Below are 12641 nucleotides of genomic sequence, written 5' to 3' on the forward strand. Positions count from 1 at the left end.
TAATCTTAACAATTAAAAATTGACTCTAAAACTTAAGTTTGGAGTCAATTTTAAAGACTTGTTGTTTACTTCGATGATGACATCTTCAGAATTAAGTGTGTAAAAACGATTAATTGTGTTGGTTTGATTAAAGATATTCCAGATAGAAGCTCCGATTTCAGCATTTGTACCTCTCGATAATTTCATCTTATATATCGCAGAAATATCGGTTCTAAAGTAATCATCCAATCGAGAACTGTTTGGGGTATTGTATTCAATGGTAGCGTTATTATCAATTTGAAGCTCTATTGGTGCGGTAAACGGTCTCCCTGAATGCCAATTGAACCCTATTCCGATTTTAAGCTTTTCACTGTTGTAAGTGAACGAAGAATTAACCGCATGCCTTAAGTCAATAGTATTAGGAAACGATTTGCTATTGTTAATCTCATTAAAATGATAATCATTCTTACTATACGTATAGCTTAGCCACGTACTAAAATCACTAAAACGTTTATTAATAAGGAAATCGATGCCTTTTACAATATAATGACCTATGTCATTCGTAAACTGAAATTGGTTTTGAAAACCTTGGCTACGTGCTGTAATGTTATTGACGCCTTTATAGTAACCTTCTATAGAAACCAATAGGTTGTTTTGATTGTAGCTGAGTCCCACCGAAGCTTGTTCACTTGTAATTAACGGAACATTATTACCATTAGCCAATTGCCATCGTCGTTTTTCAATACCAAAAAAATCTTGCTGTAAATCAATTATCTGTGTGATAGATTGGCTTTTCAATTCGCCTAAAACTTCTAATCTAAAATAATCTAGAAATTTATAATTTACTGTAAATCGTGGTTCAATTAAAAATTCGGACAATTTTCCAAAATAACTAATTCTAGAGCCCAGCCGTATATAAGTCTCACGGGAGGGTGAGTACCATTCTATTTCGCCAAATAAGGCATGTGTTCTAATAATTTCCTTTATTAAACGTGTGTAATTTGGATTAGTTACATCCTCAAAATTAGTAACTCCAACATCGTTAAATTGATAACCGCTGTTAAAGTTAATGTCTTCACTAACGGTTTTAGAAAGGTCTAGTCTAAGGCCAAAGTCTTCAACTTTATTCTCTTGGACTAATAATTGGCTATTTGTAACATTGTTGTTTTTGGCATCTAAATCATAATTAGAATAATATACTTGAGCCGAGAAATTCAGTTCACTATTTACTAATTTCGAATAGCTTGCACTTGCTCCGTAGCTTGTCTGATTTAGTTTGCTTTTGGTTTCTTGAAAGTTGTTATCTGTTGAGGTAAATATTTGGTTGTAATCTAGATCATTAGACATACTCATTACATTAACACGCAACTTGGAGGTGGTGTCAATATCATATAAAAATTTAGTATTAAAATCGTAGAATAAAAAGCGCTCATCTTGTGCTAACAATGTGTTTATATTAGAGGATGTATTTAATTCTGAGTCTTTGAAAATACGATCAAAATAGGCATCATAAGTTTTAGAAACTAATATATCAGTATACGAACGTCTAGCAGATAGCTGCAGTTCTGTTTTGTTAGATAGTGGGATTTTTGCATAACCATCGACACTCAGCATATTTCCGCCAATTCCACCACTAGCTTTTCTACTTAAATCGTCCGAATTTTTTATAGCGATGGTGCTCGATACAGCATTGCCAAATTTAGAACTAGTACCATTTTTAGAAATAGTAATGTTCTCTGATAAGTATGGATTAAAAGCAGATATTAATCCAAAAAAATGTCCGGATTGGTACATGCGTATACCTTCGTATAAAATTAAGTTTTGGTCATTAGTGCCACCTCTAACATTGATATTAGAAATGCGTTCATCTACACTCATAATACCGGGTAAATTTTGCACAATCTGTAAGACATCGGGTTCAATTAATCCTGGTAGAATATCAAAAGCTTTTGTACTGGCTTTTATACTTCCATCATTAGTTTTAGAAATCCCTTTGATAAGGTAGTTCGTGATTATAACTTCTTTTAGCCGTTGTACATTGTCTGGCGTATCTATTGCTGCCCTCATAGTAATAACAATAAATCGATTACTAAGCATTTTAAAATTAAGATTGGTGACAAGATTTAAGTGATCTAATACTTGTTCTATGGAAAGCTCAGTTGATAGTGGCTTAATTAATATGTTTTCAACTGTTTTAGTTTCAAATGAAAACTTAACGTCGTGTTGCTTTTCTATATTTAGAAGAATTTGGACAAGTGCTTTTTCAACCTGTTGTTCCTGACAAAAAGTGAGGTTGCAAAAGGCAAGTGATAAAAAGTAGAAAATTAAACAAAGTATTTTTTTATTCACGCTTTAGTAAAATAGATTCACCAGATTGGCTGTAGCTTAAATTTAATGGTATTGTAACAGACTTCAATGCTAAATCTAAATTATTATGAGTAAAACTTCCTGTGAACAAACGTGAAAGGTCAATATTCTCTGTAATTATATTTTGCTTGTATTGGTTTTCAAACTCCGCAATTACATATTTTAAAGGAATGCTTTTAAAGCTACTTTCACCTTGTAACCATTGTGGCTGTATAGTGTTCTCGTGTTCATTTACAAGTAGTTTTCCATCAATGATTTTAAACGTATGACCAGGTTTTAAGGTTGCCTTTTTGTGATTATGCCTTACGGCAACTAAACCTTCATAGCAAGTAACCTCAAAGTAACCATGCCGTTGTTTAATATTAAATTGAGTACCCAAAACACTAACAATTCCATCTGCAGTAATAACGTCGAACTTCTTTCCTTTTGCAACTTTAAAAAATGCTTCACCTTGTAAATTTAATTCTCTGCTTTGGCTCCAATTCTTTTCATTAAATGTTAATGTTGAGTTTGAATTTAAATCCACCGTAGAGTGATCTGGTAGTTGCACCGTGGTTTGCTCTGCGATTGATGTGCTCACTTGGGTATCTAGAGTTGTGGTGTAATAATAAATACTGAATCCGATTGCTAAAACTGCAGCAATTTTAAGTAACGGTTTTAACCAATGGTTTAAATTCGTTTTCTTAACTTCAAGATTCGTTTTTAAAGTTTCGTAAGTTTGGTCAATAGAGAAATCCGGAGCTTTAAACGACGTTAAAGTCTTATTCATTTTTATAAGCTCATTATAATCCTCTAGCTGCTCAAAAGCATTTTGCTCTTCAGTATTTAGATTATGATCTAACCATTTTTTTATGAGTGCTTCTCTTTTCATAATGTGATTTCAGATATATAACAGCTTACTTTTAAAAACTCCTACTTTTTTTTAGTTTCAATGTTTTAAAGTTCTTCAATATCTTCTCTTAATTTTTTTAAGGCTCCGTAAATACGTTTTTCTACCCCTTTTATAGATATGTCTAATAACGCTGCGATTTCTTTAAATCGTTTACCCTCAACTCTATTCATTAAGAACGCAACACGTTGCGCTTCCGTTAATTTGCCTAATGCTCTTTGTAGTTTTTGATGGTATTCTTTTTCTTGTAAGACAAACTCTGGTGTCTCGTTAGTGGTTGTTCTTTGAGGCTTTGTCTGATATTTTAAAACTACTTTTTGATGTGCAAACGCATTAAGCATTAAATTATTGGCCGTGGTAAATAAATAGCTTTTAGCTTTATTAGGAGTAACTTTTCCACAATTTTGCCATAGCTTTATAAAGGCTTCTTGGACTTTGTCTTCCGGATTTAAATGATCCCCAAATTTATAGTATAAAAAATCGTGCAGGTTTTTAGCGTGCTTTTTATAGAAGCGCTCAAATAACTGTGATTCACAGATGTTATCTTGTAGGGATTTACTCATGGTTTTTATCAGGCCACAAATTATAAATAATATTTTAAATAATTGTGGTAGGAAATATTGAGGGCTAACTGTTTTATAATAAATAGTAAGCATCAATTAATGAAAACCAAATCTAATTACCTATTTATATATTTCCTTTTTGCCCTTTTTTACTTTACATCTTGTCAAGAAGAGATTACAGAAATAGAGATTCCAAGCGGTCAAGAAGCCATTGTTCCCAATTCTACTTTAGTTAACCTTATGAGCAGAGCTACGGCGAACTTTGGTGCTGCGGATAATGTTTTAGATGGAGTAAGCTGCTTTTCTGTGGAGTTACCAGTTACCATTATAATTAGCGATGTAACATTAACTATTGAAACCTTATCTGATTTAGAACAACTAGATGGCTTACTGAGTGATGCAACCAATGATTATATTTTAGATTTTGTATTTCCAATTGCGATTATTTTTAATGATTACAGTCAAATTGAAATTCAAAATGAAAATGAACTAGAACGTTTTATAAACGAATGTGTTACCAACGAAACTGATATTATTAGTTGTGTTGATTTTGCCTATCCTATTTCTTTTTCTGTTTTCAATTCAGCATTCAACCTTATTGATACCGTAATAATTGTAAACGATGAAACTTTATATGGTTTCCTAAATGGTTTAGAAAATGATGATAACGGCGTTATTGTAAGTTTAAATTTTCCGGTAACCATAGACTATATTAATGGTGAAACGATTGAGGTTAATACCAATCAAGAATTAGCAGAAACGATTGAGGCCGCTAGTAGTGATTGCGATGTTTCTAATTGCACAGAAGAATCTTTAGAATTAAACTTAACTGAATGTCAATGGAGAATTGAGACATATTCAAGTTTTCCTGAATTTACGGGAATCGATTTCGTTTTTTATTCAAATGGCACATTCAATATTTATCAGGATGGTGGCACTTTTAATGTTGTTAGTAATTGGTCCGTAGTTTCAACAGAAGGTGAAACATATTTATATTTAGAAACAGATTTTGAAGATTTCGGTGGTGATTGGATAATTATAGAATGTGATGATGATGCCATACAGTTTGCAAGGGGAGAACAAGCAATGGTTATTAATCAGGTCTGTGAAGATGATTTAAATTGTTCACTCAATGATATTAGCAGTATTTTACAAGAATGCCCGTGGGATTTTAGTGATGGCACTGGTAATTTTGAGAATGATAAAATGATTTTTAATGCTAATGGTGATTTACAAATTTCGGAAGGAATGGCAGCTTCTGCAGTTGGTGGAGGTTGGAATTTATCTGTTTCGGATGAAGGTGTTATGTTAACATTTACAGATTTAATCGCATTTCAAGATAGTTTAGATGGCGATTGGTTAATTGTTGAATGTGATTCAGATAACATTGTGTTGCAGAAAGGCGGCCAAACTTTAATATTAGAAAAAAACTGTAATACAGATCTTTTTAACTGTTTTGATGATTTCGAAATTGTAGAATGTACACAAGTGAGTAATGTTCCTATTTTTAACTTAAGCGCCAATACCATTGGACTTGTGCTTTGTACAGAGTCTTTTGTGTCGTCGTTTCATGAAACCTTAAGTGATGCAGAGAATAATGCAAATTCAATTGAAAACACTGAGGCTTATGGTGCATTAATCGCACAGGTTTATTTGAGAGTTGAAGCTAATAATGGTGAGTTTGAAATCTATAATGTGTATCTCAATACAGAAAGTTGTACTAATTTTAATTGCTTTGTTAATACCCAAATTACGGAGTGTGGTAGTGATGGTTTTGCTACGTTTAATTTAACCGAAGCTAATCAAGAATGTGGTCCTGATATCGCGATTTATGGAGTTTATTACTATGAATCTGAAAGCGATTTACAAAATAATGTAAATCCAATTAACACACCAGAAAGTTATACGAATATGTATAACCCAACAGTAATATACGCGGCCGTACTAAATGTTTATAGTAATGTTATAGAACATGTTTTTACCATTGATTTAATCGTTGAGGATTGTAATTACTTTGAATGCTACGAAAGTTTTGATGCTGTAATAGAAGTTTGTAATGACGATTTTAATGGTTTATATGAATTTAATCTTCCTATGGCATTCGCCAATTGTACTCCAAGTGCGGATTTAGTCACTTATTATGAAACTCTGGCCAATGCGGATACAGGTCAAAATCCAATTACTAATCCATCAGCTTACACTACTTCTGATGTGTTCTCAATAATTTATGTTAGAGTTGAAATTCAAAATCAGTTAGAGATATTTCCAATTCAATTAAACGTTATAACCTGTAATACTAGTAACTGTTCAGAAGGAGATATAAACGTTATTTTAACTGAATGTCTTTGGACCATAGCTAGTTATAACGGAAGCGATAATTTAAGTAATTATGATTTTCATTTCGAAGAAAACTCAGGTATTGTAGTAATATATACAGATACCATCACAATCGATGCCACATGGTCAGCATCCCAATCTAATGCTAGTGTTATTCTTGATTTTTCAAATGTAGCCGGACCAAATATTCAAGTTATAAACGGAAGTTGGTTAATTGTAGAATGTACAGCAAGCCAATTAATATTGCATGATATAAATAATAGTGATAACGAAATTGTTTTAGTTAGAAGCTGTGAGTAAAGAAACTAGAAGTTGGTAACTTTAGTAAGTTAAGTTGATTGAAAAGGGTCATTCGCCATGAGTGGCTCTTTTTGCTATAGATTGGTTTGTAGTCATTGGTCTGTCTTTTTTATCCAAAAATCATTTTATCAATTCCCATTCATAATTCCCTCATAAATTCTTAAATTTGCATCTTATTAAATAATACAGACTGCTTACTTGCAGGCTGCAAACTGAAGACTAGAAACATGTTCAATAATTTAAGTGATAAGTTAGATAAAGCGTTACACGTATTAAAAGGTCATGGTAGCATTACAGAAGTAAATGTTGCTGAAACCTTAAAAGAAGTAAGACGTGCGCTTTTAGATGCCGATGTTAACTTTAAAATTGCAAAGGAATTTACAGTTCGTGTAAAAGAGAAAGCGCTTGGTCAAGATGTATTAACAACACTACAACCAGGTCAGTTAATGGTTAAACTCGTTAAAGACGAGTTAACTGAATTAATGGGTGGAGATGTAGAAGGTATTAATCTTTCAGGAAATCCTAGTGTTATTTTAATGTCTGGTTTACAAGGTTCCGGTAAAACAACCTTCTCTGGTAAGCTTGCTAATTATTTAAAAAACAAAAAAACTAAAAAACCTTTATTAGTAGCCTGTGATGTTTACCGTCCTGCTGCAGTAGATCAGTTGCATGTTGTAGGGGATCAGATAGGTGTTGAGGTTTTTAGTGATAGAGGAAATACAGATCCTGTTGCAATTTCTAAAGCAGGTATTGCGCATGCCAAAGCAAATGGTCATAATGTGGTGATTATTGATACAGCTGGTCGTTTAGCTGTGGATAAAGCGATGATGGACGAAATTTCGAACATTCATAAAGCAATTCAACCACAAGAAACCTTATTTGTTGTCGATTCTATGACAGGTCAAGATGCGGTAAATACCGCAAAAGCTTTCAATGATATTTTAAATTTTGATGGTGTTATTCTTACCAAATTAGATGGTGATACACGAGGTGGAGCAGCAATTTCTATTAAATCTGTAGTTAATAAGCCAATTAAATTTATTGGTACAGGTGAGAAGATGGAGGCCATTGATGTCTTCTATCCATCACGTATGGCAGATCGTATTCTTGGAATGGGTGATGTTGTGTCTTTAGTTGAACGTGCACAAGAGCAGTTTGATGAAGAAGAGGCTCGTAAACTTCAAAAGAAAATTGCGAAAAACCAATTTGGGTTTGATGATTTCTTGAAACAGATTCAGCAAATCAAGAAAATGGGTAATATGAAGGATTTAGTAGGTATGATTCCTGGAGCAGGAAAAATGATGAAAGATATTGATATTGACGATGATGCTTTTAAAGGTATTGAAGCTATTATTCATTCAATGACGCCAGAAGAACGCTCTAATCCTGCAGTTATAAATGCAAGTCGTAAAAAACGAATTGGTAAAGGTTCTGGGACTTCGGTTCAAGAAGTTAATCAGCTTTTAAAGCAGTTTACTCAAATGAGTAAAATGATGAAGATGATGCAAGGTGGAGGCGGTAAACGTATGATGCAGATGATGCAGAATATGCCTAAATAAGTTGTAGTATTCAGTCTTCAGCAGACAGTTTAGAATACAGTCTTCAGTCGATCCTTATAAATAATAATTTAATTAATTAGAGCTTTGCGCCATAGCGTCTTTGCTAGAAAACAATAACCAAAAGCATGACAATTTTAGACGGAAAAAAAGTAAGTAACGATATTAAAAATGAAATCAAAGCCGAAGTCGATAAGATGAAAGCTAATGATGAAAAAGTTCCGCATTTGGCAGCTGTAATTGTTGGTAACGACGGTGCGAGTTTAACCTATGTTGGCAGTAAAGTTAGAGCATGTGAGCGTGTCGGTTTTGAATCTACAATGGTGCGTATGTCTAATACGACTAGCGAAGTTGAGCTGCTAGATAAAATAGAAGAACTTAATAATAACGATGATATTGATGGCTTTATAATTCAATTACCATTGCCACCGCAGATTAATACTCAAAAAGTATTAATGGCTGTAAACCCAGATAAAGATGTTGATGGTTTTCACCCAATGAATTTTGGAAAAATGTCATTAGATATGTCCACCTTTATTCCTGCAACTCCATTCGGAATTTTAGAACTTTTAGACCGTTATGGTGTAGAAACAAAGGGGAAGCATACCGTTGTTATTGGTCGTTCACATATTGTTGGTCGTCCGATGAGTATTTTAATGGGAAGAAAAGGGTTTCCTGGAAACTCAACGGTAACTTTAACACACAGTCATACCAAGAATATAACTCAGATAACGTCTCAAGCAGATATTATTATTTCTGCATTAGGAATTCCAAAATTCTTAAAAGCAGAAATGGTGAAAGATGATGTTGTTATTGTAGATGTTGGAATAACAAGAGTACCAGACGATTCTGATAAAGGGTATTACATTACAGGCGATGTCGATTTTGCAACTGTAAGTAAAAAAGCAAGCTTTATTACACCAGTTCCTGGAGGAGTGGGGCCAATGACCATTGCAATGCTTTTAAAGAATACATTAATCGCAAGAGATCAGCATAGAAAAGCTAATAGATTATAAAATGATGTCTTGAAGGCTTTGTACTGTCGTTTCTAATGCTGTTACGATAGGCAGTCTTCAGCATGTATTACCCATTCTTTTTACATTCATTTTTGGGGTCATTCTTATAAAGTATTTTAAAAAGACACCTATCCAATTCTCAACAGGTAAAGATCCTCATTGTTTAGGATGGTTTGTGTCTTTTTATTATAAGTTTTCATGCGTATCAAATGCTTTTTGATAACTATAATTTCAAAACAGATTTACCGCTTTTTCTCTGTAGTTTATTGGCCTTAATAATTCCCATATTTACGCATTATCGTAGGTATTGGAAGTTCGAAATATTAGTTTTTTGGATAATTGGAGGCACATTACAGGCCGTAATTACACCAGATATAGCACAGGGGGTACCAGGTTTTGATTATTCTAGGTAGTGTTGTAAAATCTTTTTTAGCCTTTCATGTTTATTTGGCAATTGTAGCCGTGCTGAATTATGCCTTAACTGCTAATTACGTTTACTTAACGGAAAAGCCGCAATCCGCCACAATAATGGATTATTTTGGAGAGTGGCCTTACTATGTAATTGCTGGTCAGTTAACGCTTATTCCTTTGTTTTTATTGGTGTATTTGCCATTTTATCTGTCAAGAAAGTTTAGCAAATAATTGAGTCATATCTTTAAAGGCTTTAAACTCTAAAGCATTTCCTGAGGGATCTTTAAAGAACATAGTTGCTTGTTCTCCTACCAATCCTTCAAATCTAATGTAGGGTGCAATTATAAATTTTATGCTTTTCGATTTTAATAATTCTGCAAAATCGAGGAAGGCTTCCCATTCTAAAACCACACCAAAATGAGGCACAGGTACAGCTTTGCCATCTACCGAATTTGTTATAGCATCGCTAACTTCAGTCTCCTTGAAGTGAATAACCAATTGGTGTCCGAAAAAATTATAGTCGACCCAATGGTCACTACTTCTTCCTTCTTCAAGGTTTAGTGTATTGGTGTAGAAATCTCTAGATATTTCCAAATTATGAACAGGAATCGCTAAATGAAAAGGAGCTAACGCCATAAATGAAAATTTTAAGTTCTGTCTATCTTCTTTGGTTGAAAGGTTTTTATAGAATCACTGATAAGATTATTGAGTGTCTGAAATTCACTTTTTGTAAGCTCTCTATATTGTCCTAGAGGCATATCCAGCTTTATATTCATAATACGAATACGCTTTAAAGTTTGTACTTCATAATTGAGGTATTCGCACATTCTTCGAATTTGTCTATTCAGACCTTGAGTTAAAATAATACTAAAGGTAAATTTATCAATTTTCTTAACATCACATTTTTTAGTACGCTTGTCTAAGTCTTCTAGGTAAATACCACCAGACATACGTTCAATAAACGTTTGGGAAATAGGAGTGTCAACAGTTACTATATATTCCTTTTCGTGATTATTACTCGCTCGTAAAATTTTGTTTACGATATCGCCATCGTCTGTAAGTAGAATTAAACCTTCACTAGGTTTATCTAATCTACCAATAGGAAAAATACGTTTAGGATAATTAATGTAATCAATGATATTGTCTTTTTCAACACGTGTGTCTGTAGTACACACGATACCTACGGGTTTGTTAAAAGCTAAATACACAAAGTCTTGTTTGCGTTCGCCAATGATTTCACCATCGACTTTAACCACATCGTCAGATGCGACTTTTGTTCCCATTTCGGGAATAACATCATTAAGAGTTACTCTTCCTGCTTCGATAAGTCGGTCTGCTGCTCTACGTGAGCAATAACCGGCTTCACTAAGGTATTTATTTAAACGTTTTAATTCTTCTGACATGATGCAAAAGTACAATAAAGATTAATCATTAATGAATCCAATAATCTTAGCAGTTAAAGAAATATCCTTTAGACCATGTCCAAAACCAGTGGTGGTAATGAATTCTGAATTTTTATAGCGATTTGCAATTAACTGTCCATCTTCGTAAGGGATAATTCGGTCTTTTTTATCATGAATAATTAATCCTTTTGCGGTAATAGATTCTGTAAAGTTAGCCACAGAAAAGTAAGCAACGGGTTGCCCAAAGCGCTCAATAATAATGTTATCTAAACCGTTTGAAACCTTGTTGTTAAATCCCATCATAGATTTATATCTATCAAATACGCCTGTGAAATGTGCAGGTGCTCCTAATAGAATTAATTTTTTTATTGAGGGTAATTGGTATTTGTGCATATAAAAAACGCTAGACATGCCTCCAACCGAGTGACCAATTAATACGTCTGGCTGAAATTTATTAGCGACCACATTTATAAATTCAGAATATAATATCGCATTAAATTGTTTACTGTCAGATCTACCATGTGCTGGCGCATCTAAGGCAATAATGTTGTAATCTTGAGATCTTAAGTCTTTTAATATGTATTCCCAGCGTGATGCATTACTCTCCCACCCATGAGCGAGTAAAACGGTTTTACCTTTTCCCACCCAACGATAGGTTGCGATATCGAGATTATTATAACTTATTTCTTCATAAAATGCCGACTCAATAATCCGCTTTTGCTCCTCATTGTAACGTCCCTTTCTAGGAGATGCAAAAAGATTTATTGCTTTTTTAGCGGCATATTTAGAAGAGATTAAACTGGTAGCGTTAAGAGCGCTTCCAATGGATTTAATAACAAAACTACTCATATTTATTGGTCTTCTCTGTTTACGGATTCAATTGAAAATGCAGGTAAGCAAATTGCTAAATATTCACAAGGCTCAGTGAATGGGTTAGAATATTGTAAACGCGTGTTTTTGTCTACTTTTATAGATTGTCCTGCTTCTAATACGATAATTTCATCGTCTATGATAAATTGTTTTTTTCCTTTAATTATAAAAGTATACTCATCAAATTCTGGTGTCTGAAAGGGTTCAGACCAACCAGCTGGGGCAACCATATGGGCAATGCTTATTTCTGAATTACCATCTGTAGCATTTCCAAAATGTTCCTTTATAATTTTACCATCTTTAGTAGGAACTAGAAATGGGGAGTTTTGAATTTTATATTTTTGTTTTTTCTGCATATTTTTAACTAACAACTAAATTACCAATGTACCATAAAATATTTAATCTTCGCTTTTCCTGGGATTTGAATTGGGTCAATGGTCATACCCATATCAAAGCGCATACTTGCTGGTAATTCTTTTTTGTCAATAGTAAAAGAGGAATTAATCTCATCTACCGAGACCACAATAAAATTAATAAGATTATCAACTTTTGAAATTTTATAAGATTCGCTGATATCTTTATAAGTACTTAAAATTGAAATATTTTTATCGGTATTGTAACGCGGGTCAATGATGTTGATACTAGAGATTACAGAAGTAGAATCTAAAGTTCTTTTAGGTGAAAGATTTAAGAGTTTCTTACCGCCTTTTTCAAAGATTTCAATGGTATTTATGGAGCCAATAAATTCATCACCAGCAACGTAACGTACTACAGAGTCATTGGTGAAAATAGCATCTAATTCTTTAACTTGTGTCGAATCATTTAATAAACCAATATGGTTTTTCGTAACCTTAAACGGATCTGGTGCGCTGTTATTAGCACAACTTGAAAATAAAATAGCACTAATTAGTGCGGTAAATAGGGTGTTTTTCATTTTAGATTTAAGCATT

13 protein-coding genes are annotated in these 12641 nt (G+C 33.3%); 5 read left to right on the forward strand and 8 right to left on the reverse strand.

Translation table 11 applies throughout. The features are described from left to right. Positions 1 to 12: 12 nt before the first annotated feature. The 3 genes from HM986_RS15015 to HM986_RS15025 form a co-directional block, all read right to left on the reverse strand. Positions 13 to 2328, reverse strand: a complete 2316-nt coding sequence (locus tag HM986_RS15015) for a TonB-dependent receptor plug domain-containing protein (protein ID WP_179335892.1) — start codon at positions 2326 to 2328, stop codon at positions 13 to 15. Continuing rightward, on the reverse strand, positions 2321 to 3217 hold the full coding sequence (locus HM986_RS15020) for a FecR family protein (RefSeq protein ID WP_179335893.1): 897 nt from the start codon (positions 3215 to 3217) through the stop codon (positions 2321 to 2323). The genes HM986_RS15015 and HM986_RS15020 overlap by 8 nt, the downstream gene beginning before the upstream one ends. A gap of 65 nt (positions 3218 to 3282) precedes the next feature. After that, positions 3283 to 3798: an RNA polymerase sigma factor gene (locus HM986_RS15025; protein WP_179335894.1), complete on the reverse strand. Its 516-nt coding sequence runs from the start codon at positions 3796 to 3798 to the stop codon at positions 3283 to 3285. 99 nt (positions 3799 to 3897) lie between these two features. Between HM986_RS15025 and HM986_RS15030 the strand changes: the two genes are divergently transcribed. The 5 genes from HM986_RS15030 to HM986_RS17910 all read left to right on the forward strand — a co-directional run bounded on the left by HM986_RS15030 (position 3898) and on the right by HM986_RS17910 (position 9649). After that, positions 3898 to 6435 carry a hypothetical protein gene (locus HM986_RS15030; RefSeq protein WP_179335895.1) on the forward strand — a complete coding sequence of 846 codons (2538 nt, stop codon included), beginning with the start codon at positions 3898 to 3900 and terminating at the stop codon, positions 6433 to 6435. Between the two features lie 227 nt (positions 6436 to 6662). Continuing rightward, positions 6663 to 7994, forward strand: coding sequence for a signal recognition particle protein (gene ffh, locus HM986_RS15035; protein WP_179335896.1), 1332 nt, complete (start codon positions 6663 to 6665; stop codon positions 7992 to 7994). Between the two features lie 125 nt (positions 7995 to 8119). After that, a complete protein-coding gene (locus tag HM986_RS15040) occupies positions 8120 to 9007 on the forward strand; it encodes a bifunctional 5,10-methylenetetrahydrofolate dehydrogenase/5,10-methenyltetrahydrofolate cyclohydrolase (protein WP_179335897.1) in 888 nt (295 codons plus the stop codon). 209 nt (positions 9008 to 9216) lie between these two features. Then, a complete protein-coding gene (locus HM986_RS17905; protein WP_262890560.1) occupies positions 9217 to 9420 on the forward strand; it encodes a YwaF family protein in 204 nt (67 codons plus the stop codon). 49 nt (positions 9421 to 9469) lie between these two features. Then, complete coding sequence (locus HM986_RS17910) at positions 9470 to 9649, forward strand: TMEM164 family acyltransferase (RefSeq protein WP_317167402.1); 180 nt, start codon at positions 9470 to 9472, stop codon at positions 9647 to 9649. Here HM986_RS17910 and HM986_RS15045 read toward each other — a convergent pair. The 5 genes from HM986_RS15045 to HM986_RS15065 are packed head-to-tail and all read right to left on the reverse strand — an operon-like array spanning position 9629 to position 12625. Continuing rightward, positions 9629 to 10054 (reverse strand): VOC family protein, encoded by a 426-nt coding sequence (locus HM986_RS15045; RefSeq protein ID WP_179335898.1) that lies wholly within the window; start codon positions 10052 to 10054, stop codon positions 9629 to 9631. The two genes, HM986_RS17910 and HM986_RS15045, sit on opposite strands and share 21 nt — an antisense overlap. 11 nt (positions 10055 to 10065) lie before the next feature. Continuing rightward, positions 10066 to 10821 (reverse strand): pseudouridine synthase, encoded by a 756-nt coding sequence (locus tag HM986_RS15050; RefSeq protein WP_179335899.1) that lies wholly within the window; start codon positions 10819 to 10821, stop codon positions 10066 to 10068. Between the two features lie 21 nt (positions 10822 to 10842). Beyond that, a complete protein-coding gene (locus HM986_RS15055) occupies positions 10843 to 11670 on the reverse strand; it encodes an alpha/beta fold hydrolase (RefSeq protein WP_179335900.1) in 828 nt (275 codons plus the stop codon). A gap of 2 nt (positions 11671 to 11672) precedes the next feature. Beyond that, a complete protein-coding gene (locus HM986_RS15060) occupies positions 11673 to 12047 on the reverse strand; it encodes a cupin domain-containing protein (protein ID WP_179335901.1) in 375 nt (124 codons plus the stop codon). A gap of 20 nt (positions 12048 to 12067) precedes the next feature. Beyond that, complete coding sequence (locus HM986_RS15065; RefSeq protein ID WP_179335902.1) at positions 12068 to 12625, reverse strand: hypothetical protein; 558 nt, start codon at positions 12623 to 12625, stop codon at positions 12068 to 12070. Positions 12626 to 12641 lie beyond the last annotated feature (16 nt).

The sequence above is a fragment of the Winogradskyella costae genome, assembly GCF_013403865.1.
In the GTDB taxonomy this organism is placed as follows: Bacteria; Bacteroidota; Bacteroidia; order Flavobacteriales; family Flavobacteriaceae; genus Winogradskyella; species Winogradskyella costae.